Origin of the sequence: Streptomyces sp. NBC_01214 (assembly GCF_026340975.1) — a bacterium.
Lineage (GTDB): Bacteria > Actinomycetota > Actinomycetes > Streptomycetales > Streptomycetaceae > Streptomyces.
The window spans coordinates 3934645-3958183 of sequence record NZ_JAPEOS010000001.1; the positions used below are offsets into that span (position 1 = coordinate 3934645).

General features: G+C 73.0%; 23 protein-coding genes and 1 pseudogene. 18 read left to right on the top strand and 6 right to left on the bottom strand.

Annotated features, from left to right (window positions below):
• Positions 1 to 60: 60 nt before the first annotated feature.
• The 9 genes and pseudogenes from OG594_RS18415 (at position 61) to OG594_RS18455 (ending at position 8437) form a co-directional block, all read left to right on the top strand.
• Positions 61 to 624: a TetR/AcrR family transcriptional regulator gene (locus OG594_RS18415; protein WP_266600233.1), complete on the top strand. Its 564-nt coding sequence runs from the start codon at positions 61 to 63 to the stop codon at positions 622 to 624.
• A gap of 56 nt (positions 625 to 680) precedes the next feature.
• Positions 681 to 1301, top strand: coding sequence for a DUF6461 domain-containing protein (locus OG594_RS18420; RefSeq protein WP_266600235.1), 621 nt, complete (start codon positions 681 to 683; stop codon positions 1299 to 1301).
• 125 nt (positions 1302 to 1426) lie between these two features.
• Positions 1427 to 1642: pseudogene (locus tag OG594_RS18425) on the top strand (helix-turn-helix domain-containing protein); the annotation flags it as partial.
• Between the two features lie 187 nt (positions 1643 to 1829).
• Positions 1830 to 2270, top strand: coding sequence for a hypothetical protein (locus tag OG594_RS18430; protein WP_189742668.1), 441 nt, complete (start codon positions 1830 to 1832; stop codon positions 2268 to 2270).
• The gene (locus OG594_RS18435; protein WP_266600239.1) at positions 2267 to 3064 is read left to right on the top strand and encodes a transcriptional regulator; all 798 of its coding nucleotides are present in this window, start codon (positions 2267 to 2269) and stop codon (positions 3062 to 3064) included. Before OG594_RS18430 ends, OG594_RS18435 begins: the two co-directional genes overlap by 4 nt.
• 71 nt (positions 3065 to 3135) lie before the next feature.
• A complete protein-coding gene (locus OG594_RS18440) occupies positions 3136 to 3555 on the top strand; it encodes a roadblock/LC7 domain-containing protein (protein ID WP_266600241.1) in 420 nt (139 codons plus the stop codon).
• A gap of 125 nt (positions 3556 to 3680) precedes the next feature.
• Positions 3681 to 4055, top strand: a complete 375-nt coding sequence (locus OG594_RS18445; protein ID WP_150255694.1) for a hypothetical protein — start codon at positions 3681 to 3683, stop codon at positions 4053 to 4055.
• 195 nt (positions 4056 to 4250) lie between these two features.
• Positions 4251 to 7829, top strand: a complete 3579-nt coding sequence (locus OG594_RS18450) for a bifunctional glycosyltransferase family 2 protein/CDP-glycerol:glycerophosphate glycerophosphotransferase (protein ID WP_266600249.1) — start codon at positions 4251 to 4253, stop codon at positions 7827 to 7829.
• Positions 7830 to 7954: 125 nt separating this feature from the next.
• Positions 7955 to 8437, top strand: a complete 483-nt coding sequence (locus tag OG594_RS18455; RefSeq protein WP_266600251.1) for a VOC family protein — start codon at positions 7955 to 7957, stop codon at positions 8435 to 8437.
• A 178-nt stretch (positions 8438 to 8615) separates the two neighbouring features.
• Here the strand turns inward: OG594_RS18455 and OG594_RS18460 are convergent, their stop codons facing one another.
• Positions 8616 to 9344, bottom strand: coding sequence for a Sir2 family NAD-dependent protein deacetylase (locus OG594_RS18460; protein ID WP_266600253.1), 729 nt, complete (start codon positions 9342 to 9344; stop codon positions 8616 to 8618).
• A 152-nt stretch (positions 9345 to 9496) separates the two neighbouring features.
• Between OG594_RS18460 and OG594_RS18465 the strand changes: the two genes are divergently transcribed.
• The 3 genes from OG594_RS18465 to OG594_RS18475 are packed head-to-tail and all read left to right on the top strand — an operon-like array spanning position 9497 to position 11757.
• Positions 9497 to 9925: a hypothetical protein gene (locus OG594_RS18465; RefSeq protein ID WP_266600255.1), complete on the top strand. Its 429-nt coding sequence runs from the start codon at positions 9497 to 9499 to the stop codon at positions 9923 to 9925.
• A 42-nt stretch (positions 9926 to 9967) separates the two neighbouring features.
• Positions 9968 to 10918: an ATP-grasp domain-containing protein gene (locus OG594_RS18470; protein WP_266600257.1), complete on the top strand. Its 951-nt coding sequence runs from the start codon at positions 9968 to 9970 to the stop codon at positions 10916 to 10918.
• Complete coding sequence (locus tag OG594_RS18475; RefSeq protein ID WP_266600259.1) at positions 10915 to 11757, top strand: GNAT family N-acetyltransferase; 843 nt, start codon at positions 10915 to 10917, stop codon at positions 11755 to 11757. The genes OG594_RS18470 and OG594_RS18475 overlap by 4 nt, the downstream gene beginning before the upstream one ends.
• A gap of 94 nt (positions 11758 to 11851) precedes the next feature.
• Here the strand turns inward: OG594_RS18475 and OG594_RS18480 are convergent, their stop codons facing one another.
• On the bottom strand, positions 11852 to 12295 hold the full coding sequence (locus tag OG594_RS18480) for a subtilase-type protease inhibitor (RefSeq protein ID WP_266600261.1): 444 nt from the start codon (positions 12293 to 12295) through the stop codon (positions 11852 to 11854).
• Between the two features lie 326 nt (positions 12296 to 12621).
• Here OG594_RS18480 and OG594_RS18485 point away from each other — a divergent pair, with 326 nt between their 5' ends.
• Both OG594_RS18485 and OG594_RS18490 read left to right on the top strand, forming a co-directional pair.
• Entirely contained in the window at positions 12622 to 13359 is a 738-nt protein-coding gene (locus tag OG594_RS18485) for an ABC transporter ATP-binding protein (protein WP_266600263.1), read from the top strand.
• The gene (locus tag OG594_RS18490; RefSeq protein WP_266600265.1) at positions 13353 to 15827 is read left to right on the top strand and encodes an ABC transporter permease; all 2475 of its coding nucleotides are present in this window, start codon (positions 13353 to 13355) and stop codon (positions 15825 to 15827) included. Before OG594_RS18485 ends, OG594_RS18490 begins: the two co-directional genes overlap by 7 nt.
• 4 nt (positions 15828 to 15831) lie before the next feature.
• Here the strand turns inward: OG594_RS18490 and OG594_RS18495 are convergent, their stop codons facing one another.
• Both OG594_RS18495 and OG594_RS18500 read right to left on the bottom strand, forming a co-directional pair.
• A complete protein-coding gene (locus OG594_RS18495; RefSeq protein WP_189742646.1) occupies positions 15832 to 16293 on the bottom strand; it encodes a Crp/Fnr family transcriptional regulator in 462 nt (153 codons plus the stop codon).
• Positions 16294 to 16430: 137 nt separating this feature from the next.
• Positions 16431 to 17369 (bottom strand): LysR family transcriptional regulator, encoded by a 939-nt coding sequence (locus OG594_RS18500; protein WP_266600267.1) that lies wholly within the window; start codon positions 17367 to 17369, stop codon positions 16431 to 16433.
• A 109-nt stretch (positions 17370 to 17478) separates the two neighbouring features.
• Between OG594_RS18500 and OG594_RS18505 the strand changes: the two genes are divergently transcribed.
• Together OG594_RS18505 and OG594_RS18510 are read left to right on the top strand one after the other, a co-directional pair.
• Positions 17479 to 18402: an NAD(P)H-binding protein gene (locus OG594_RS18505; RefSeq protein ID WP_266600269.1), complete on the top strand. Its 924-nt coding sequence runs from the start codon at positions 17479 to 17481 to the stop codon at positions 18400 to 18402.
• Positions 18392 to 18757 (top strand): darcynin family protein, encoded by a 366-nt coding sequence (locus tag OG594_RS18510; RefSeq protein ID WP_266600271.1) that lies wholly within the window; start codon positions 18392 to 18394, stop codon positions 18755 to 18757. Before OG594_RS18505 ends, OG594_RS18510 begins: the two co-directional genes overlap by 11 nt.
• A 52-nt stretch (positions 18758 to 18809) precedes the next feature.
• Here OG594_RS18510 and OG594_RS18515 read toward each other — a convergent pair whose 3' ends face one another.
• Positions 18810 to 19118, bottom strand: coding sequence for a hypothetical protein (locus tag OG594_RS18515; RefSeq protein WP_189742644.1), 309 nt, complete (start codon positions 19116 to 19118; stop codon positions 18810 to 18812).
• A gap of 299 nt (positions 19119 to 19417) precedes the next feature.
• On the opposite strand from OG594_RS18515, the gene OG594_RS18520 reads away from it, so the two are divergent.
• Positions 19418 to 21346, top strand: a complete 1929-nt coding sequence (locus OG594_RS18520) for a glycoside hydrolase family 5 protein (protein ID WP_266600273.1) — start codon at positions 19418 to 19420, stop codon at positions 21344 to 21346.
• Here the strand turns inward: OG594_RS18520 and OG594_RS18525 are convergent.
• The gene (locus tag OG594_RS18525) at positions 21270 to 22829 is read right to left on the bottom strand and encodes an MFS transporter (protein WP_266600275.1); all 1560 of its coding nucleotides are present in this window, start codon (positions 22827 to 22829) and stop codon (positions 21270 to 21272) included. The genes OG594_RS18520 and OG594_RS18525 overlap by 77 nt on opposite strands.
• Positions 22830 to 22906: 77 nt before the next feature.
• Between OG594_RS18525 and OG594_RS18530 the strand changes: the two genes are divergently transcribed.
• Entirely contained in the window at positions 22907 to 23494 is a 588-nt protein-coding gene (locus tag OG594_RS18530) for a helix-turn-helix domain-containing protein (protein WP_189742638.1), read from the top strand.
• The last annotated feature ends 45 nt before the right edge of the window (positions 23495 to 23539 follow it).

Genomic DNA, 23539 nt, shown 5'->3' on the forward strand with positions numbered 1-23539 from the left:
GCGAATCACTGCACCTGTAGTGATCACCCGATGTGCCGCTCCACACCCAGGGACCCGCCCATGCGCCAGAACCCGCAGCGCCGCGCCGCACTGCTCGACGCCGCCATCGAAGTCCTGGCGCGCGAGGGCTCGCGCGGCCTGACCCTGCGCGCGGTTGACGCAGAGGCGGGCGTGCCCATCGGCACCGCCTCGAACTACTTCGCCAACCGCTCCCAGCTGCTCGTGCAGATCCTGCACCGCACCAGGGAGCGGCTGGTCCCGGACCCGGCGGACCTCGAGGGCCCGCTGGACACCGAGGTCCTGCTCACCCGGCTCCTCGAACGGATGCGGGGCGAACGCAGTGTGCACATCGCCATGCTGGAGCTCCGGCTGGAGGGCACCCGGCGCCCCGAGCTCCAGGCGGAGCTCGCGTCCTTCCAGGGCCTGGAGCTGGAGGCCAACATCAGGTGGCACCTGGACGCGGGCCTGCCGGGGGACCGGCAGGGCGTGGTCCTGATGTACCTGGCGATGCTCGGTCTGATCGTGGACGACCTGACCGCGCCCGCCATGCTGGATGCGCACCCGGCGCACGGGCTCATTCGGACGATGGTCGAGCGCCTCCTCCCGGAGAAGCCCGCGGACTGACTATCGTGCCGGTGAACAAGCACCGGCGGGGTGGGCAAACCGTGGGGAGTGCGGACATGGCGGACACAGCAGAGGGCGTGACGGTCGGGATCCGATGGCTGGCCGACTGGGACCAGTGGTTCGTCGGCCTGACCTTCGCCCGGGGGATAGCCCCCGACGAACTCGCCGCGCGGCTCGGCGCGCTGCCGGGCCTGCGCCCGGGGCCGCTGGGCGCGTTCGACGCCTGGAGCATGGTCACCGAGACCGTGGACGGCGACGGCGTGGCCCGGGTCGGCAGGTGGGGCGGTTGGGCCTTCGCCGTCGAACACGGTCAGCCGGCCGGAGCGGAACGGCTCGCCGAGGTCTCTCGGGGCGGTGTGGAGGCAGTCCACCTCGACCCGCAGTCCGACCACCCGCCCAAGCAGTTCGCGTACGCCCGGGACGGCGAGCTGGTGTGCTGCTTCGCCCTCGGCGAGGAGTGCTGGCGCGGCGGCCACCGGCCGGACTTCCTACTCCCGGAGCTGATCGCGGCCGGGATCCTCACCCCGGAGGGCGCGTGCGCCCGTCCGGCCGACGAGGCGGACGCGGACCGCGACCGCCACACCCTCGCCGTCGTGGAACGCCGCTTCGGGCTGTCCCTGCCGCGCCACCTGATCGCCGACACCCCGCTCCCCGCGTACGTGACCTGCACGCGCTAGCGCTCCGCGCCGGGGCCGGGATGCGGTGATCTTATGCTCAGGTTTACGCGAGTCCGCTGGTTTTGCGCCCAGTGAGCCACTTTGATGGGTTTGCCAGGCCTCGTACCGGAGCAGGGGGACTAGTCATGGGCAGCGACCACAGTCAGAAGGACAGCACACCCACCCTGATCGGCTCCGTGCAGCGCGCACTGCGCCTCCTGGAAGCGATGTCCGCGGAAGGCGGGGTGACGGCCAAGAGGCTCGCCCGGCTCACCGGCATCCCCCTGCCCACCGTCTACCACCTGCTGCGCACCCTCACCCATGAGGGCTACGTGCAGCGCGAGGGAGGGTCGTTCCGCCTCGCGGACGATCTTCCGCTCGCGTCGTGATCAAATTCCGACGCGTTCCGGCCAAGCTCTCGCACCCTTCCTGGCATGTTCCAGCGGAAAATGCCAGAACGCCCTTTCGTACAGTGGAACTTGAGTAAGTTCCCTCCTGTCGCGCCGTACGACCGTGCACTCAGCACGTCCGGCCGGGAGGGGAGCCCGCGTGCCCGGGATCGACGAATGCCTGCTCGAAGCCATGGCCCTGCCTGGTGCGCGTGGGGCCGCGCTGGTCGACTGGAGCAGCGGACTGGCCCTCGGCACCGCGGGGGAGTCGCCCGTGGGTGACCACGAGACCACCGCCGCCGAGACCGCCGAACTGGCTCGGGCGGCAGCCGAGTACGAGTCCTTCGCCCCGGCGGAAACCGACCCGGCACACGGTGGCGGAGCCGTTCCCTCCGCCGGTTCGTCCGCCGGCTTACCGGCCGGCCCGCCTGTCGAGGATCTGATCGTCACCACCCGCACTGGATACCACGTACTGCGCTTCGTCGAGACGAGCTTCGACAGCAGCGTATTCCTGCACCTGTGGCTCGACCGCGTGGACGGCAATCTCGCCCTCGCGCGCCACAGGCTCCGTGCCCTGGCGGAGGGGCTGGTTCTCAGATGACCACCCCGGCCACCGCCACGGCCGCGAACGCCTTCGCCGCAGTCTCCCCCCTTCTCACCCGACTCGCCGCGGAGCGCGCCACCGGCGCCCTGCTCCGCGACCGCGGCACCCTCTTCCTGGAGGACGGACGAATAGTCCACGCGGAGAGCCCGGCCACCCCCGGTCTCGACGTACTGCTCACCACCGGCGGCGGCCTCGCCCCCGAGCGCTGGCGCGAGGCCGTGGACCGGGCAGGTGCCCGGGGCGAGGTCGCCCGCTTCCTCGTGGACAGCGGCGGGCTCGCCGGCGGGGAGCTGGAGATATGCCACCTCGCCGCCATATTCGACGCCGCCTTCTTCGCACTCTCCCCGGGCAGCGGGCCCTCCCGCTTCCGCCGCGGGGCCACCCACTGGATCGGCTCCGTCCGTTCCGTTCCCGCCGCCGCCGTCGAACGGGAGACCCGGCGCCGCCGGGACCTGCTCGACGCGGTCTGGCCGTACCCCCTGCTGGACACCTCCCCGGTCGTACCCCGGGCGGCCGCGCCGGGCCAGACGATCACCTCCCGGCAGCGGACCCTGCTGGGCCAGGCCGACGGCCTGCGCACCCCGGCCGACCTCGCGTGGGTCCTGGGCCGGCCCGCCTTCCACACCCTGCTCGACGTACGGCGCCTGGCCGCGGCCGGACTGGTCGAGACCCCGCACACCCCGGCCCCGCCACCGGCCGTGGCGCCCCTGCCCGACTGGATGACCGAGGCCCAACCCCCGGACGTGGCGCTGCTCCGCCGGTTACGCGACGCACTGGAGGCAAGTCTGTGAGGCTCCCGCTGCGACCGGCCCTGCGCGCCGACCGCTCCGAGCGAAGGCAGCCCGAAAGGAGAAAGGCCGACATGAGTACGGTGCCCCCCGAGACGGAGGCCGAGATACTCGCCGAGCTCCGCAGGCTGCGGGCCCGGGTACCCCAGCTCACCGGTGCCCTCGCCGCGAGCGCCGACGGATTCGTGCTCGCCCAGGACAGCGCCGCCGCCGAGGCCGAGTCCGTCGCGGCGCTGACCGCCGCCGCCCTCGGGGTGGCCCAGCGCCTCAGCGACTGCACCGGTCAGGGCGCCTTCCGCGAACTGCTCGTGCGCGGTGAGGACGGGTACGTCGCCACCTACGCGGCGGGCCTGGCGGCGGTCCTCACCCTGACCGCCGAGCCGCGCGTCAACGTCGGACGCCTCCACCTGGAAGCCCGGCGCTCGAGTCTCCGGATAGCAGAACTGATCGACCACACCCTCGGGCGCCGGGGTCCCGGAGCCCCGCCCGGGTGATGCGCGTTCCGGCCGGCGGCAGGGCCCGACACGTCCGGCGCGTGCCGCCACAGCCACATCCAGCTACAGCCAGTCACACGTCCCTCACGTCCCAGTCATAGAGAAACGAGAAAGAGGACCCTCTCATGGTCAATGTGGAGACCGCACTCAAGGAAGCCACCACCACGATCGAAGGCGCGATCGGTGCCGCGCTCGTCGACTACGGCAGCGGCATGGCCCTCGGCACGATCGGGGGCGGCAAGGACCTCGACCTCGCGGTCGCGGCGGCGGGCAACACGGACGTGGTGCGCGCCAAGGTCCGCACGATGGAGATGCTCGGCCTCAAGGACGAGATCGAGGACATCCTCATCACCCTCGGCAGTCAGTACCACCTGATCCGGCTGATGAAGGCCCGCGGTTCCACGGGCTTCTTCCTCTACCTGGCCCTCGACAAGGGGCGGGCCAACCTCGCGATGGCCCGGCATCAACTGAAGAAGATCGAAGCGGACCTGGAGGTCTGACCGGCCCCACCGGGCAGGGTCAGGCCGCCTCCAACCGCATCGCCGAAGTGGCGGACGGCTGAATTCTTTGCCGTCCGCCCTGGCGGTTGGCTTCGTATGCCCCATATGGGTGGAGTTTATGACTCTGTTACAGAGTAGGATGCTGTGAGCAGCTGATCATCGACAAAGCATAAAACGCTGGAGAAACCGCCACCCATGCCGCCGCGCCTGAGCATCGTCGTCCCCGTCTACAACGTCGAGCTCTACCTCGACGAGTGCCTGGAATCCATCGCATCCCAGACCTTCGAAGACTTCGAAGTCATTCTCGTGGACGACGGGTCCACGGACACGAGCGCCGTCATAGCCAAGGCGTTCGCCGCCAAGGACAAGCGCTTCCGCGTCGTGATGCAGGACAATGCGGGCCTCGGTGCGGCCCGCAACGTGGGCGCCCGTCACGCCGACAAGGACAGTGAGTACCTGGCCTTCGTCGACAGTGACGACACGATGCCCGACTACGCCTACCAGCGTCTCATCGAGGCGCTCGACGAGACGGGTTCGGACTTCGCGGGCGGCAACGTGAAGCGCTTCCGCTCCGTCGGCATGCAGCAGTCCTGGGGACACCGTGCCGCCTTCGCCCGCACCCAGCTGAAGACCCACATCTCGAAGTTCCCGGCGCTGGTCACCGACCGCACCGCGTGGAACAAGGTCTACCGGCGCAGCTTCTGGGACCGGCACGGCTTCCAGTACCCGGAGGGCATCCTCTACGAGGACGCCCCGGTCAGCATCCCCGCGCACTACTTCGCCTCCAGCGTCGACATCATCAGCGACTGCGTCTACCACTGGCGCGTCCGCGAGACCGGCGAGCGCTCGATCACCCAGCGCTCCACCGACCCGATCTCCCTCATCGACCGCGTGAAGTCCGTCCGCCTGGTCCGCGAGTCCCTCAAGGCCAAGCAGGGCGCCAAGTACGCCCGTTACCTGCGCGACTACGACCACAACGTGCTGAGCGAGGAACTCCCGCTCATCTACAAGTACGTCGGCGAGGGCGGCCCCGACTTCCGCGCCGCGTTCGTCAAGGAGGTCGGCGGTCTCGTCCGCGAGATCGGCACCGGCCCCTGGTCCGACCTGACCGTCGCGGACCGGCTCAAGGCGTACCTGGCCGGCGAAGGCCGCGTCGAGGACTTCATCGCGCTCCAGCACCACCAGCGCGACTACAGCTACAGCGTGCCGGTCAAGGGCCTCGCCCGCCCGCAGGCGGATTACCCCTTCCTGCAGGGCCGTCCGCCGGTTCCGGCCAAGATCCTCACCCTCGGTCCGCGCGAGCGTCGCGTCGTCAGCCGCCTGGAGCAGGCCACCTGGGCCGACGGCAAGCTGCTGCTGCGCGGCTACGCCCTGCCCGGCCACCTCGGTGCGGAGAGCCGCCTCGGTTCCCGCAAGATGCTGGTCTTCCGCGAGGGCAACAAGCGCAAGCGCTCCGTCGTGAGCACCCGTACCGTCGCCTCCCCGATGGCCACGGTGAAGGCCCCGCACCTCGCCCTGCGACACGCCGACTGGGCCGGCTTCACGGCCGTCGTCGACCCCTCGATCTTCCAGTCGGGCGGCAAGTGGAACCAGGGCATATGGACCACGTCCATCGCCGTCACCGGCGCAGGCGGGCTGCACCGCGCCCGCCTGCGCGGCGGGGAGAACGACACCGGCCAGAACCCGCCCCCGCACTGGGTGGCCCCCGACGTCCGGATCGTCCCGACGGTCTCCGGCGCCCTCACCATCCAGGTGGAGATCGTTCGCGCCCGCGCCCTGGACGTCCACGCCGCGGGTGACGACGCCGTCGAGATCGTCGGCGAACTCTCCGCCGAGGCGGTCGGATCCACCGCGCTGCAGGCCGTCCACGTCACCACGGGCACGGTGCTCTCCTTCCCGCTGGAGAGCGCGGCGTCCGGCGCCGACCGGGCCTCGTTCACCGCCCGCGTCCCGCTGGCCGACCTGGCCGCCGTACCGGACGCCGAGTGCGAGCCCGGCGAGTGGGCCCCCGAGCCCTGGAGCCTCTCCGCCATCGGTCCCGACGGCACCGAGCACCGCATGGTGCACGACGAGCGCGGTGGATTCGACGGCCTGGTCCTGCCCCTGCCCGGTGCGGACGGCGGCCGCTCCCTCTTCGCCAAGCGCGGAAACACCGGACACCTGACCCTCTCCGTACAGCCCTCCCCGCCGCTGGTCGACGGGGTCGCCGCCGAAGACGGCACCCTCACCCTGCGGGGCCGCTTCGTCGCGCCGACCGACGAGCCGTACGAGTTGGTCCTGCACAACGCGAACGGCGTGGAGTTCAGCTACCCCGTCACCCGCGACGGCGACGCCTTCGAGGCCGTCTTCCGGCCCGTGCTCGCCGAGGCGTACGCCGGCCTCACCACGCTCCCCGAGGGCCGCTGGTGGCCGACGATGCGGCCGGTCGCCCAGGGCGGGACCACCGCCGGACTGCTCGGTGTCGACCGCGGCGCCCCCGTACAGATGGGCCCCGGGCTGCTCTTCGCCGGGCCGCACCCGCTCACCGTGCAGGGCCGCCGGATGCGGGTCGAGACCCGCTTCTACGACCGCATGGTGCTGGTCGCCGACCCGCTGATCAGCCCGCACGACCGCTCCAACTACGCCCAGCGCGTGGCCCGCTTCGAGACCTACCCGGCGCAGCGCGCCCTGCCGGTCAAGGACATCGTCGTCTACGACGCCCACCACGGGCAGGGCTCCGGCGACTCGCCGCGCGCCATCCACGAGGAACTGGTGCGCCGAGGCGAGAAGCTGGAGCACCTCTGGCTGGTCCGCGACGGCCAGACCGAGGTCCCGGAGACCGCCCGCGCCGTGCAGTACAACAGCGTGGAGTCGTGGGAGGTGATGGCCCGCGCCCGCTACTTCGTGACCAACGACACCGTGCCGGGGCGCTTCGAGCGCCGCGCCGGCCAGGTCGTCGTACAGACCTGGCACGGGACGCCGATCAAGGAGATCGGCCACGACTTCGTCCACGACTACTACACGAGCCCGGAGATCCTGGAGGGGCTGGAGCACGACAGCGCCCAGTGGACCCTGCTCGCCTCCCCGAGCTCCTACGCCACGCCCCTCCTCAAGCGCGCCCTCGGCTACGACGGCGAGGTCATCGAGGCGGGCGCCCCGCGTACGGACGCGCTGGTGCGGCCCGACGCGCAGCGGATCGCAGAGGTCCGCCGCCGGCTCGGCCTGCCCGAGGGCAAGAAGGTCGTCCTCTACATGCCCACGTGGCGCGAGAACAACGAGGGCTTCTCGGGCGGCTACAAGCTCGATCTGCGGATCGACCTGGACCAGGCCCGCCGTGAGCTGGGCGAGGACCACGTCCTGCTGATCCGTAGCCACCACCACGTGACGGAGCAGGTCCGCGACGGCGTCCGCGACGGATTCGTCGTCGACGTGTCCCGCTGGCCCGACGCGACCGACCTGCTGCTGGTCGCCGACGTGCTGATCTCGGACTACTCCTCCGCGATGTTCGACTTCGCGCACACCGACCGGCCGATCCTGCTCTTCACGTACGACCTGGAGCACTACCGCGGCACGCTGCGCGGCTTCAACTTCGACCTGGAGGCGAAGGCCCCGGGACCGCTGCTCGCGGACTCGGCGAGCCTGATCGAGGCCGTGCGCAACGCGGACGCGGTCGGGGCGGAGTACGCCGGGGCGCGGGCGGCGTTCCGCGCCGAGTTCTGCGACCTGGACGAGGGCAACGCCGCCGAGCGCGTCGTCGAGCGCATGCTCGCGATGGGCGCGGAGCCCGCCAAGTAAGCCGAACGGGCGAATTACCGGCTGAATGCGGACCGGCCCCGGACCCACCGATGAATTTCGGGTCCGGGGCCGGTCTGTATGTGAGGGACGGTGTCCACCGTCCATCCACCGGCCCGGAGGCAGAAATGAGCGGCAAGGGATTCACCACGTGTCTGTGGTTCGACGGCAACGCGGAAGCGGCCGCCGACTACTACCTGTCCGTCTTCAAGGACGGCAAGCTCGGCCGGATCGGCCGGTACACGGAGGCGGGCCCCGGCCCGGCCGGCTCCGTGATGGTCGTGGAGTTCGAGATCAACGGCCAGCAGTTCATCGGCCTCAACGGCGGCCCGCAGTTCCCCTTCACCGAGGCGATCTCCTTCCAGATCCGCTGCGCCGACGAGGCGGAGGCGGACTACTACTGGGACGCGCTGACCGGGGACGGTGGCGAGGAGGGCGTCTGCGGCTGGGTCAAGGACAGGTTCGGCGTGTCCTGGCAGGTCATTCCGCCGGGCGCCATCGACCTGATCGCCGACCCGGACCCCGGGCGGGCCGCCCGGGCCACCGCCGCCATGATGCAGATGAAGAAGCTGGACGTGGCGGACATGCGCCGGGCGGCGGACGCGGGCTAGGCCCTGCCGTCAACGTCCCGTCGGGCCCGCGCCGCCCGGCGGCGCACCTGATCCCCCGGGCTCCGTCCGGGGGACCCCCCGGGTTGCCCCTCGGCCCTGCGGGCCTGGGGAGACCCCGTGGCACCGGACGCTGCGGGCTCGGCCGACGCCACTGTGACGACAGGACCTAGAACCGGGGCTAGGGCGAGGTGAACCTGGCCAGCAGGGCCGGCAGGGCGGTGCCGATCGGCTCGCGGACGATCTCGTCGGCCAGCGGGTCGTACGGGGTCTCCTCCGCGTTCACGATGATCAGCCGGGCCCCGGCCTCCGCGGCCATCCCGGCGAGCGACGCGGCGGGCTGCACCTGCAGGGTCGACCCGACGGCGATGAAGACCTGGCACCCCTTGGCCACGGCGATCGCCTGCCCCAGTACCTCGGGGTCGAGATGCTGGCCGAACATCACGGTCGCCGACTTGAGGATCCCGCCGCACACCAGGCAGGCGGGATCCGGTTCCCCGGCGGCCACCCGGGCCAGCGCCTCGTCCATGCCCGATCGGGCGTGGCAGGCCGTGCACACCACCGACCGGGCGCTGCCGTGCAGCTCGAACACCTTGCGGTCGGGCATTTTGGCGAGCTGGTGCAGCCCGTCCACGTTCTGGGTGATCACCCGCACCGGGGTGCCACCGCGCTCCAACTCCGCCACGGCCAGGTGCGCGGCGTTCGGCCGTGCTCCGAGCGCGCCGATCTCGGCGCGCATCAGCCAGGAGCGGCGCCGGATCTCCGGATCGGCCATGTAGTACGCGTAGGTCACGAGCTTCTCGGCGTCGGGATCCTGCCGCCACAGGCCCTGGGGCCCCCGGTAGTCCGGAATTCCGGAGTCGGTCGACATTCCGGCCCCGCTGAACACTGCGACAAGTGGCTTCCCCATGCACCGACCCTACGTACGGGTACGGGCAGCCCGCGAGCCCATTTCCGCGCACCCGCCGGAGGGTCGTTTCTGCGGTGAATCCCGACCCCCACTGGAGTGAGATCCGGGCCCCGCCCTCCCGATCCGACGGCCCGGCGGGTACAAGACCGGACATGATGCTCACGCCGTACCGCCTCGGTGCCCTGCTGCTGCCCCTGCTCGCGCTCCCGATCACGCCGTCCGTTCCCGCGTTCGCCGCGCCCGCCGCCGTCGTGGGGAGGGGACACACCGCCGCCCAGATCAGCGAGTTCCTCATCGGCTTCTACGGTGACCACGGTCCTTCCGATCAGGACCGGGAGAACCAGGTCTCGCAGATCCTCAAGGAGAGACAGCAGGTCAATGAGGAGGTCGACGTCCTGCTCTGCTCCCAGGAGGAGCCTCAGGACATCAGCGTCGGCCCGGTCACCGTCGCGAAGATGGCCTCGGTGGGTTGGGCCACCGTGACCACCCACTGGGCCTCCGGCACTACCGACACCTTCACCGCGTACGTACGTCTGGACTCCAACCCCATCCGGCTCGACGACGTGATCTGCGCGGGCTGAAGTCCGTACGGTGATCGACGGGGCCGCTCATAGGGTGGGTGCATGGCTACGACAACCGCGACCACCACCGTCCTCTACTGCCGCGACCCGTTGAACGAGCGCCGGGCCGACGCCCACTTCGCGGCGCAGGCCCGGCAGTTGCGCGACGCCGGGGGCACCGCCCTGCTCATCGACCACGACGCACTGCTGGCCGGTGACGCCGAACGGGCCGTCGCACGCGTGCCGGAGGGGACCGGAGCCGTCTGGTACCGCGGCTGGATGATCCCGTCGGGCCATTACGCCGCACTGGACGCGGCGCTGCGTCGACGCGGTGGCGAGCTGGTCGTCACCCCGGAGGCGTACCGCAGGGCGCACGAACTCCCCGGCTGGTACGAGTCCTTCGCGGGCCTGACCCCGGTCAGCGGCTGGTTGCCGGCGGTGCCGGGGGCGGTCCCGGACTCGGAGGGCCTCGCGGCCCTGGTGGCGGGCCTGCCGCCGGGAGCCGGCGTCGTCAAGGACTACGTGAAGTCCCGCAAGCACGAGTGGGACGAGGCCTGTTACGTGCCCGACCTCGCCGACCGGGCCGCGCTGCACCGCGTGGTCGCCCGCTTCGTCGAACTACAGGGCGAGTTCCTGGCGGGCGGGGTGGTGGTGCGGGCCTTCGAGCAGTTCGTCACGCCGGAGGCGACGGCCGCGGAGGTACGGGTGTGGTGGCGGGACGGGGTGCCGCGGCTGGTCACCGCCCACCCCGACAGCCCGGTCAGCGAGGTCCCGGAACCGGCCCTCGAGTCGGCCCTCGAACCGGTCCGGGCGGCAGTCGAGGCGCTGGGCTGCCCCTTCGTGACCACCGACCTCGCGCTGCGCGCGGACGGGGTCTGGCGCGTCGTCGAAGTGGGGGACGGGCAGGTCAGCGACCTCCACCGGGAGGCCGATCAGGCCGCGTTCGTCCGCCTTCTGACGGCTCATGAGGCACCCCTGCGCACACCGGCCCCATCTGGTACAACACCGGCATGACGGGATTCGAGATCGTCGGTGCGAGCGCCGCCGACATGAGGCTGATCCGCGACTGGGCCGACGAGGAGGGCTGGAACCCGGGGGACTCGGACCGGTTCGCCTTCGCGGTCGCCGACCCGGAGGGGTTCCTCGTCGGGCGGCTGGACGGCGAGCCGGTGGCCTGCATCTCCGCCGTGCGGTACGGCGCGGGCTTCGGCTTCATCGGCTTCTACATCGCCCGGCCGGCCGTCCGCGGCCAGGGGTACGGCATCCGGCTGTGGCGCGCCGGGATGGAACGGCTCGACGGGCGGCTCGTGGGCTTGGACGGGGTCGTCGACCAGCAGGCCAACTACCGTAAATCGGGCTTCCGTCCGGCCTGGAACAACTTCCGCTACGAAGGTGCCCCACAGGGGGGCGAGGACGGCGCGGTCGAGGTCGTGGACGCGGGCACCCTGCCCTTCGGCCGGCTCGCCGCCTACGACCGGCGGTTCTTCCCCGCGCCGCGGGACGCCTTCCTGTCCGCCTGGACCGGGCTGCCCGGCCGCACCGCCCTGGCCGCCGTCCGGGACGGCCACATCGAGGGTCTCGGCGTGATCCGCCCCTCCAGCGCCGCCCACCGGATCGGCCCGCTCTATGCGGCCACCCCGGCGGTGGCGGCCTCCCTGCTGCGGGAGTTGGCCCGGCACGCCCCCGACGGGGTGGTGTCCGTGGACGTACCGGACGCCAACCCGGCGGCCGCCGCGCTCTTCGAACGCCTCGGCCTGGCCCCGGCCTTCGAGACCGCCCGGATGTACACCGGCCCGGCGCCGGACCTCGCCCTCTCGGAGCTCTTCGGGGTGACCAGCCTCGAACTGGGATGAGGATCCGGTGCTGTTGACGGCATTGGCGGGGACCCCTGCGAGTCGGGCCGGACGGCGGTCGCACGGCGCCGCCCGGCCCACCGCTCCACGAGGGTCAGATGCCGAACAGCGCGCCGGAGGTGTTCCGCAGGCCGCACGGATTGGCGAAGGTGTACGAGTAGCTGAGCCGACGGCCCTGCCACACGCCGACGGCCGCCACCGTCACCGGGTTCCACTCCCTGGTACAGACGGCGCCGGCGGCCGGTGCGGCCAGCGGGTCGAGCCGTGAGCCGTTCGCACGTAACTCGGCGCAGGCCGCGGCCGGGTTCGGGTGCGTCCCGCCGGGCGCCGGCGCGCAGACGAGGGTCACCGCGCGCAGGACCGTGCCCTTCTTGGCATCGGGCCCGGCCGTCACGCTGAGCACCAGCGCGGACGGCGCGTACAGGCTCTCCGTACCGGTCGGTGCGGCTCCGGCCGTACCCGGCCAGGCCAGCGCGGTGAGCGCGGTGAGCGCCATGGCGGCGGAACCGAGCCCGAGACCCCTTGCGATGGACCGCATTTCGAACACTCCCTTGGGTTGGTGTTTCGGATAGCGGACGCAGTCTTGCCGACCCGAGCCGGGAACGCCCGTTCGGACCCCCATTTTCCGTCACCCATCGTGTACGAATGATTGCAGACAGCAGCCGTGCGAGCGGGCTGACCTGTGCGGGAGCGGACCGCCGAATCGGCCGAACACCGACCGGGACACCTCCCCGAAACCTCCCGCACCACGCCTGTGATCTGCCCTGAGGGGCCTGGACCCCCTCCGGGGGTAGGGCCGGCCCCACCCCGGGGACACGGCCTGGGCCCGCTGTGCCGCGCCGTCCGCGACGGTTGGCTGGAGCCATGGAAAACGACGCGATCCAACTCAAGGACGTCACCCGGGTCTTCGGCTCGGGCGACCGGGCGGTCACCGCCCTCGACCGGGTCTCCCTCGACGTCCCCCGGGGCACCTTCACCGCCGTCATGGGCCCCTCCGGCTCCGGCAAGTCCACCCTGCTGCAATGCGCGGCAGGACTCGACCGGCCCACGTCCGGCCGTGTGAGCGTGGGCGGCACCGAACTCGGCGGGCTCGGCGAGACCCGGCTGACCCTGCTGCGCCGCGACCGCATCGGCTTCGTCTTCCAGGCCTTCAACCTGCTGCCCGCCCTGACCGCCGAACAGAACGTCGCCCTGCCGCTGCGGCTGGCCGGCCGCCGCCCCGCCAGGGCCGAGGTCCGCGAGGCCCTGGCCCGGGTGGGCCTCGGCGACCGGGCCCGGCACCGGCCCGCGCAACTGTCCGGCGGGCAGCAGCAGCGCGTGGCCCTGGCCCGCGCCCTGATCACCCGCCCCGAGGTGCTCTTCGGCGACGAACCCACCGGCGCCCTGGACTCGCAGACCGGCCGCGGGGTGCTCACCCTGCTCCGGGCCATGGTCGACACCGAACGCCAGACCGTCGTCATGGTCACCCACGACCCCGTGGCCGCCTCCTACGCGGACCGCGTGGTCTTCCTCGCCGACGGCCGGGTGAACGGTGAACTCCGGGGCGCACGCGCCCAGGACATCGCCGCCCGCATGACCGCGCTGGAGGGAGCACCGTGCTGACCATCGCCCTGCGCACCGCTCTGGGCCGTTGGGTCAGCTTCCTCGGAAGCTTCGTGGCCCTGGCCCTCGGCGTCGGCCTCATCGCCACCATGGGCCTCGGGCTCGCCGCCACCCTGGACGCCCCGCAGCGCCTCCCGGAGCGGTTCGCCCAGGCCCCCGTCGTCGTCAAGGGCGACGACGTGCTGCGCGTCCCCGTCCCGGGCGGGGAGCGCACCGGCAAGCTCGCCCACCCCCGGCCCGTCACCCCCGAACTCGCCCGGCGGCTGGCCGCCCTCGGCCCGACCACCGAGGACCGGTCCTTCCCCGTTCGCGCCGAGGGCGGGCCGGAGCAACTGGTCGGCCATCCCTGGTCGGTCGCCGCCTTCGCCCCGTACACCCTCGACGCGGGCCGCTCCCCGCGCTCCGACGACGAGGTCGTCACCACCGGCTGGGCCCGGCCCGGGGCCCGGATCGGCACCGACCACGGCCCCGTGACCGTGGTCGGCACCGTCGCCGACCGCGGCTTCGAGGACGCCGTCTTCTGGACCGACGCCCGCGCCGCCCGGCTCTCGCCCGCCGTCGACCACCTCGTCGTCGCAGCCGACCCGACCGCGGTACGGGACGCCGTGCGCGATGCCGTCCGGGCGCTCCCGGGCCGGGACGCCGACGTACGGGTCCTGACCGGCCCGGACCGCCGCCACGCCGACCCCGACCCCGAACGCGAGCGCGAGGCCCTGGTCGCCGTGAACGCCGCACTCGGCACCGCGGGCGGCATCACCGGCTTCGTCTCGGTGTTCGTCGTCGCCTCCACCTTCGCCTTCGCGGTCGCCCAGCGCCGCAAGGAGTTCGCCCTGCTGCGCACGGCCGGCGCCACCCCGGGCCAGATCCGGCGCACGGTGGTCGCCGAGGCACTGTTGCTCGGCGTGGTGGCCTCCGCCGCGGGCTGCCTGCTCGGGGCGTACGGGGCGCCCGTGTTCGTCTCGTACCTGGTGGACGAGGGCTTCGCACCCCGCTGGTTCGCCGTCGGCGACGCCACCTGGCCCTTCCACACGGCCTTTTGGGCCGGCCTGCTCGTCGCGCTCGCGGGAGTCGTCGCCGCCTCCTGGCGGGCGGGCCGGGTCGCCCCCTCCGAGGCGCTGCGCGAAGCCGCCCACGAGACGCGGACCATGACCCCGGGCCGCTGGGTCCTCGGCGCCGGACTGCTGCTGGCGGGCCTCGCCACCCTCGCCCACGCCCTGCTCAGCGACCCGTCGGACCTGCTCCACCGCAAGACGTACACCAGCCGCCCGATGCTGTTCATCGTCGCCTTCGCGCTGCTGTCGCCGGTGCTGGTGCGGCCGTTGGTCCGGCTGTTCGCCTGGCTCCCCGCCCGGCTGCCGGGCGCCGGCGGGATGCTGATTCGGGAGAACGCCGCGGCCGGCATCCGCCGTACGGCGGCTGTCGCCGCCCCCGTCCTGGTCACCGTGGCCCTCGCCGGCTCCCTGCTGGGCACCACCGCCACGCTGAACGAGGCCAAGGCCACCGAGATCCGGCAGCGGACCACCGCCGACCACGTCGTCACGGCCGGCCCGGGCGGGTTCGATCCGGCTGCGGTCGAGCGGTTCCGGACCGTACCCGGAACGGAGATCTCCGCCACCGCGGCGACCGCCGTCCACGTGCTGGAGGAGGGCACGGCGCTGATCCGCTCCGACGCCCGCGCCGCGGACCCCGAGGCCCTCGCCCGGACGGCCCGACTCCCCCTCGTGGCCGGATCGGCCACCGACCTCGACGACGACTCCGTCATCGTCACCGAGGAATGGGAGCGGCACACCGTCGGATCCACCGTCGAGGTGTGGCTCGGCGACGGTACCCGCAAGGCCCTGCGGATCGCCGCCGTGATGAGCGTCGGCACCGGCGGCAACGGGGCCTACGTCACCCCCGCCAACGCCCCCGGCGCGACCGTGGACCGGATCGACGTACGCCTCGCCCCGGGCGCGGACCGCGCGGCGGTCGGCGCCGCGCTGGCCGAGGCCGCACGGCAGGCCGGGGGCCGCGTCCTCACCAAGGACCGGTGGATGTCCGAAAACCGGCCCGGGACCAGGCGCACCACCCGGTCGGGCCTCCTGCTGGTCCTCGGCATCGCCCTGCTCTACACGGGGATCGCGCTCGCGGGCACCTTGGTCACGGCCACCTCCGACCGGGCCCGCGACCTCGCGGTGCTGCGCCTGGCCGGAGCCACCCGGTGGCAGGTCCTGCGGCTGGTGGCGGGGGAGTCCCTGCTGGTCGTCCTCGTCGGCACGGTCACCGGAACCCTGGTCGCCGCCCTGAACCTGGCCGGCGTCCGGGCGGCACTGGGCCTCCTGGACGTCAGGAGCGCCCTGGTGATCCCGTGGGGCGCCCTCGGGGCGACGTCCGGCGCGTGCGCGGCCGTGGCGGTGGTCTCCACGGTCGTCCCCGCCGCGCTGTGCCTACGGCGCAGGGCGGTCGAGACGGCGGGCGTGCGCGACTAGGTCGTCACGCGGTGCTGCTGAGGCGGGGGGCGTACAGCTCCAGCAGGCGGGTGCGGGTCTGCTGGAGGCGCATCGCGAGGACGCGCCCGACCCAGTGCCCGATCGCGGAGCCGAAGGTGGGATCGGCGTCCATCAGCATCCGCACGGTCGCGGCGTCGAACTCGTACGCCCGTACCGGTGTCATCGCCTCCGCGCCGAGCTGCCACACGTACGGCGGGAACAGCCAGGACCAGCCCACCAGCTCGCCGGGGCCGAGGCTCTCCACGGGCGCGGGCCGGCGGCCGGCGACGGGGATTTCCAGGGTCACGGTGCCGGAACGCACGATCCAGAAGGAATCCGCCCGGGTGCCCTCGTCGAAGATGCGCGCGCTCTCCGGGAAATTGACCTCACGGGCCTGGGACATCAGCCGTCCACGGTGCTCGGTGGACAGGACGGCGGCGATCCGGATGGGGGAAGGTGTGCTCACGACGGCCTCCGATCACGACCCCCCACGACGCTCCTGCCCTCCCAGTGTCGCCGACACCCGCCATATCGCGGCCGGACAGGACGCGGTTTCTTCCGCGGCCGGTCCGGGAAGGCGGCTCCAGCGGCCTGCTGCGCCCCCTAGGGCGTCGGGCGCAGGACGCGGCGTACGGCGCCGCGCAACCACTGGTGGGCTCCGTCAGCGCTGTGACGCGGGTGCCAGGCCATGCCGATCGTCAGGGGTGGCAGCGGCAGCGGGATGTCCAGCAGCCGCAGCCCCATCGCGCGTGCCGCGTCGCCCAGTGGTGAAGGGGGCTCGCCCGCCAGCGGGGTCGGTACCAGGCAGACCACGTCGCCGACCGCAGCCAGTGCCATCGCCGCCAGATGTCCGGGCAGGACGGCGCTGACCCGCCGGCTGAGTCCCCGCTCGGCCAGGGCCGCGTCCAGCGGACCGGTGAAGCGGCCCCGGCGGCTGACCGCCACGTGCTCGGCCGCGGCCAGCCGATCGGGGGTCAGGGCCCCTTCGGTGAGCGGGTGCCCGGCTCTGACACCGGCCGCCATGCGCAGCGTGACCAGTTCTTCGACCCGGGTCTCCGGGTCGACGTGGTCGATGGCCCCGATCTCCAGGTCGACCCGGCCCTCACGCAGTGCGGGGCCCGCCTCCCACTCTTCGGCCAGCACTCGCAGCGAGACCCCCGGCGCCCGGCGCCGGGCCAGCCCGAGCAGGCCCGGCGCCAGCGCCGCGCCGACCAGGTCCGAGGCCTGGACGGTGAACGTGCGCCGCAGGGCGGCGGGGTCGATCCCGCCGCTCGGGGTGAGCAGTGCCTCCAGCTGGCGCACCACCGCGGCGGCCTCGTCCCGCAGCGCCTCGGCGCGGGGCGTCGGCACCATCGCCTGGCCCGCCCGTACGAGCAGCGGATCCTGGAGCACCCGGCGCAGCCGGGCCAAGGTGCGGCTCATCGCCGCGGGCGAGGTGCGCAGCCGTGCGGCGGCGCGGGTGACGCTCTGCTCGGTCAGGAGGGCGTCGAGGGCGACGGCGAGATTGGCGTCGAGGTGCGGAACTGCGCTACTCACCGGCATTATTCCATTTCTGGCAAGGATTGGATGCTGAAGTTCCCATTGTGGCAATGCGGTGGGCCTTCGCACGATGAGGGGGTCACACCGGTTCGCTACGGACTCCGAGGTTTTCATGATCGTCATTACCGCCCCCACCGGAAACATCGGCCGGCGGCTGCTGTCGCTGCTGGTCGAATCCGCGCCCGCGCACGGAGAGGAGTTGCGCGTCGTCGTCCGCGATCCCGCCCGGCTCCCCGAAGCCGCGCGCGAACGGGTCCAGGTGGTCACCGGCTCGCACGGCGACGCCGCGACCGTCGAGCGCGCCTTCACCGGGGCCGACGCCGTCTTCTGGTTGGTGCCGCCGGACGCCTCGCTCACGCCCGAGGAGGCGTACAGCGGTTTCACCCGCCCGGCCGCGCGGGCGTTCGCCACCCACGGGGTCGGCCGTGTCGTCGGCGTCTCGGCGCTCGGCCGCGGCACCCCCCAGGCCGGCCGGGCCGGTCTGGTCACCGCCTCCCTGGCCATGGACGACCTGATCGCCGATTCCGGGGTCGCCTACCGCGCCCTGGCCAATCCGTCCTTCTTCGAGAACCTGTTGGAGGAGGCCGACTCGATCCGCGAGAACGGGGTCTTCACCGACACCGTCGCACCGGACCGTCCGGCCCCGTTGGTGGCCGTCGCCGACATCGCCGCGACGGCGGCCGGGCTGCTGCTGGACCGTTCCTGGACCGGCGTCGGCAGTGTGCTGGTGCTCGGCCCGCAGGACCTGTCGCCCAACGACCTGGCCCGCATCATGAGCGCGGAACTGGGCCGTCCGGTCCGCTACCAGCGCGAGTCGCTCGACGCGATGCGGTCCGCCCTGCTCGCCCACGGCCTGGGCGCGGCGTTCGTCGAGGGCATGGTCGACATGAAGCGCGCCAAGGACCAGGGCCTGGACTCGGGCGTCACCCGCTCGCCACAGGCGGGCCCGGGCCCGGCCACCGGCTTCGCCCAGTGGTGCGCGCAGACCCTCAAGCCCGCCGTCCTCGCCACGCCGGAGGCAGTCGATGCCCACTGACCGAACCGAGCCGCAGGTCACCGCGTTCATACTGGTCAAGACCACGCCCGAGTGGCTGGCGATGACGGTGGCCGAACGCGTCCACGCCTTCACCACCCAGGTCGTTCCGGTGATCGAGGCCCGCACCCGCGGCGTCCGCTCCCGCTTCTACGACACGGAGTTCTACTCGGCGCGGGTCACCGACGTCTGGGTCTGGGAGGCGGACGACCACGACGCCTACCGGCTGCTGATCGACGCGCTGCGCGAAACCCCCTTCTGGGACCGGTACTTCGAGGTGGTGGACCTGCTCGTGGGCATCGAGAACGGCTACGCCCGCACCTACGGCCTGGAGCCGGTGGCCACCCTCGCCAGCTGACGCAACCCCGACCGTCCGGTGCCGCCGCCCTGCGGGGGCACCGGACGGTCGCCTAGGGGGTGTCCTCGGCGTTCGCCTCCAGGCAGGCCAGCTCCATCGCGTCGAGGACGGCCTCGTGGCTGCGCCCGCTCAGCTCGGCGACGTTCTCGATCTGGGCCGTCGCCCAGGCCGCCAGGGTCATCACCAGCACGCGGAGCCCGTCGGTGCCGTGTTCGGCCAGGACCGCGTCGGCGACGACCATGGCCTCCTCGGGGACCTGCTCGGGGGGTTCGAGGCCCGCCAGGCCGCGCAGCAGGGTGAGGGTGCGGCGGGAAATCTCCGGCGTCATTCCCGCCAGCCGCATGTCTTCGTCGTCGTCCATCCGCCCCGCCCTCCGGTGCCGTGCCACATCACCTCAGGGCACGGTAGAGGGGTGCGGCCGCGCGCGGGGCCGTTTCGGCAGGGTGACGGTGCGTGACCGGGGGTCCACCGGCTGATTCCGATCGGTGCCGTCCGGTGCCGTCCGGTGCCGCCCGGGGCCCGACACAGGTCATCCGTGGATCATCCGCAGGTCATCCGCGCCGAAAAGCGTCCCGCTTTCACCTTCCCCCGGAAGCGACCCGCCGGTAACCTGCCGGCGGCAGCCGCCCGCCGGGACGGCCGAATTCCGGCAGGAGCGAGATGAAGAACCTCTTACGCGCGGTCCTCTGCGCCCTCCTGCTGGTGGTCGGCGCCCTGACGGCGCCGTCCGCGCCGCCCGCCCACGCCGCCGCCCGGCCCGGGGCCGCCACGGGCCCCGCCGAGGCCTGGACCCCGCCCCTGTCCACCCGGGGCCGGTACGTCGTCGACGCGCAGGGCAACCGCTTCCGCCTGCGCTCCGGGAACTGGGACGGGGCCCAGGGATCCTGGAACGGTTCGGGCGACCGCAACGACCCCGCCACGCACCACAGCGGGCAGAACGCCCACGGCATCCCGATCGGCCTGGACCGCGTCCCCCTGCCCACCCTGCTCGCCGATTTCCGGGCCGTGGGGCTCAACAGCATCCGGCTGCCCTTCTCCAACGAGATGCTGCGCGACACCACCCCCGTCCCGGACTCCGCCGTCGCCGCCAATCCGGCCCTGCGCGGCCGCACGCCCCTCCAGGTCTACGACGCCGTGGTCGCCGCCCTCACCGACGCCGGCTTCGCCGTCATCCTCAACAACCACACCGTCACCACCCGTTGGTGCTGCGGCCTCGACGGCAACGAACGCTGGAACAGCGGCCGCTCCACCGCCCAGTGGGCCGACGACTGGGTCTTCCTCGCCCGCCGCTACCGCGACAACCCGCGCGTGGTCGGCGCCGATCTCTACAACGAGGTCCGCCGCGACTTCTTCGACGACCCCAACTGGGGCCTCGGCGACAACCACGACTGGCACGCGGCCGCCCAGGAGGCCGCCGACCGCATCCTCACCGAGGCCAACCCGAACCTGCTGATCGTCGTCGAGGGCATCAACTGGTTCGGTCTGCCCGTGGACGGCTTCCCGCACGGCCGCCCCACCCTCACCCCCGTACGCACCCTGTCCCACACCCTGGTCACCTCGAACAAGCTGGTCTACTCGGCCCACTTCTACGGGTACACCGGCCCCCGGCACAGCGGCGCGACCGGCATGGGCGAGACCCATGACCCCCGCTACCAGGACATGACCGCCGCGGAGCTCGAACAGACCCTCTACGACCAGGCCTTCTTCGTGTCCGCGGAGACCGGCACGCACTTCACCGCCCCCGTGTGGATCAGCGAGTTCGGGATCGGGGCCGACGAGGGCGCCGCCGCCCCGCGCGCCTGGTTCGACCGCCTCACCGGGTACCTGACGCGCTCCGACGCCGACTTCGCGTACTGGCCCCTCGTCGGCTGGAGCACCACCGCCCAGGGCACCCCCGGCGGCGACACCTGGGCGCTCCTGCGCTACGACGCGACCGGCCGCCGCTCCGGAGTCCTGGACCCGGGGGACTGGCGCACCACCCGCTGGTCCCCGCTCGTCACCACCCCCGGCCGCACCGGACCGGTCCCCGCCACCACCGCCTGGTACCAGCTGACCACCGACCACCGCGACCACAACGCCTCGCTGCGCACCCGGGCCGCCGGGGACTGGGACAGCGGGGCCCGCAAGGCGGTCTGCCCCGACGGCGCCCGCCTCACCGGGCTCGCCCACACCGGTGGCCGCGGCCTGTGCACCAGCTCCGACCTGCGCGCCCCGACGGGCGGGCACACCGTGGTCCGCGACGAGAGGTACGTCCCGGCGGGCGGCGACTGGGCCACCGGATACACCAAGTTCCAGTGCCCGGAAGGCCAGTTCCTCATCGGCTACAGCCTGCGCGGCGAGCGGGTCTCGGCGGGGCTGTGCGCCCCGGCCCGTACGGCGCTCCCCGCGGGCGGCCGGACGGTGTGGTTCGACCGGGGCGACAACCGCCCGGCGGGCGGCCCCGGCGGCGAGTTCGCCTACGGGAACTACAAGGGCCAGTGCCCGCCCACCGAGTACGCGGCGGGCATCGCCTTCACCACCCGCGCCGCCACCCGCCCCTCCCCGGCCGCGCTGCTGTGCCGTCCCCTGCCGGGTCCGGACGCCCGCTGACGCGGCCCGCCGCAGTGACGGCGGCGAGTGCGACCAGGATCAGGACCGCCGCGACCAGGAAGGTGAACCGCATGCCGGTGGCCACGGCACCGGCGGGCGCCGAGGCGATGTCGGCCGTCGCCGACGCGCGGGCGAACACGGCGCCCATGAGGGACGCACCGGTGACGAGGCCGAGATTGCGGGAGAGACCCAGCATGCCGGAGACGACGCCCCGCCGCTCCGGGGCGGCGTCCGCCATGACGGCGGTGTTGTTGGCCGTCTGGAACACCGCGTAGCCGGCGGTCAGGACCGCGAGCGGGGCGACGTACCCGAGGACACCGAGCGACGCCGGCGTCACGGACAGGGCGACGGAACCGGCCGTCATCGTCAGGAGCCCGAGCAGGGTCGTGCGCTGCGCGCCGAACCGGTCCGCGAGGCGCCCGGCGGGCATCCCGGTCACCGCGGCGACCAGCGGACCGACCGACAGGACGAGTCCGACCGGGGCCTGGCCGAGCCCGAGCGTCCGGGCGAGGTAGAACGGCCCGACCACCAGCGTCGTCATCATCACCGTCGACACTAGCGCGCTCGAGGCGAGGCCCGCACCGATCACCGGAGCGCGCAGGAGCGAGCGTTGGACCAAGGGGGAGGCCGCCCTCGCCTCGACGCCCACGAAGAGGACGACCCCGCAGGCGGCGGCCAGCAGAAGGGCGGTGCCGAGCGGGCCGGAGAGGCCGCCACCGACGGTCATCGCGAGGGCGTAGGCGGCGAGCGTCAGCGCGAGCAGCAGCGTCCCCAGGTGGTCGAAGCGGGGCCGGTCGCCCCCGCCTTCCTGCCGGTCGCCCCCGCCTTCCTGCCGGTCGGCGGGCAGATGGCGGTGGGTGAGCAGGAACGCCGCGATGCCCAGCGGCACGTTGACGAGGAAGAGCGCACGCCAGCCGGACGCGGCGAGCAGGGCCCCGCCCAGCGACGGACCGAGGGCGGTGCCCACCGCGGACATCGAGGCGAGCAGCCCCATGGCGCTGCCGGTCCGCTCCCTCGCTACGGTCCCACCCACGAACGCCAGGGTGAGGGCCGTCATCACGGCGGCTCCCAGGCCCTGGACCGCCCGGGCGGCGACCAGCAGCCAGAGCGTGGGTGCGGCGGCGCACAGTACCGAGGCCGCGGTGAACAGCAGGATTCCCGCCAGGAGCAGCCGCCGGCGGCCGACGAGGTCGCCGAGGCGCCCGACGCCCACGACCAGGGTGGTGACGGCGAGGAGATAGGCCAGGACGACCCACTGGACCTCCTGGAACGACGCGGAGAACTCCTGCGCAAGGGTCGGCAGGCCGACGTGGGCGATGCCGGTGCCGAGCGAGGACAGCAGCACGGACAGGGAGAGACCGGCGAGCGCCCACCGGACCGCGGGCCGGTGCGCGCCGGCTTCCGCGTCATCGTCGGCGCCGACGCCGGTGGTGGTGGTGGGGTGCTGTCGGGGTCCGGTCGCGGAATCAGTGGGTGGGTTCATGCCGGGAGGGTGCGGGCGCCGGGTGGCCGACGGCAAACCTTGTTGCCGTTTCCGGGACGGCCGGGTGCAATGGCCGGATGGACGACACCCCATCCCCCCACCAGGCGGTCCTCGACGAGGTCGCCCCCCGGCTCAGACGGCTGCGCGCCCGGCGCGGTCTCACCCTGGCCGCGCTCTCCGAGACGACCGGCATCTCGAAGAGCACCCTGTCCCGGCTGGAGTCGGGCCAGCGCCGCCCCAGCCTGGAACTGCTGTTGCCGCTCGCGGCCGCGTACCAAGTGCCCCTGGACGACCTGGTGGGTGCTCCCGAAGTGGGGGACCCCCGGGTGCGGCTGACCCCCCGCACCCTCCCGAACGGCGGCACGGCCGTTCCGCTGACCCGGGGCCCGGGCCCCCTCCAGGCGTACAAGATGCTCATCCCCGACCGGGGTGGCGAGCCGGATCCGCGGACGCACGAGGGGTACGAGTGGCTGTACGTGCTGGAGGGCCGGCTGCGCCTCGTGCTCGCCGAGCACGACCTGGTCCTCGGTCCCGGCGAGGCCGCCGAGTTCGACACCCGGCTGCCCCACTGGTTCACCAGCGCGGACGGGCGGCCGGTGGAGATCCTCAGTCTCTTCGGGCGGCAGGGCGAGCGCATGCACGTCCGGGCGAAGCCCCGCGCGTGACGGCGGGGGCAGGCGTGGGGGCCGGAGCTCTTTCGCATCCGATGC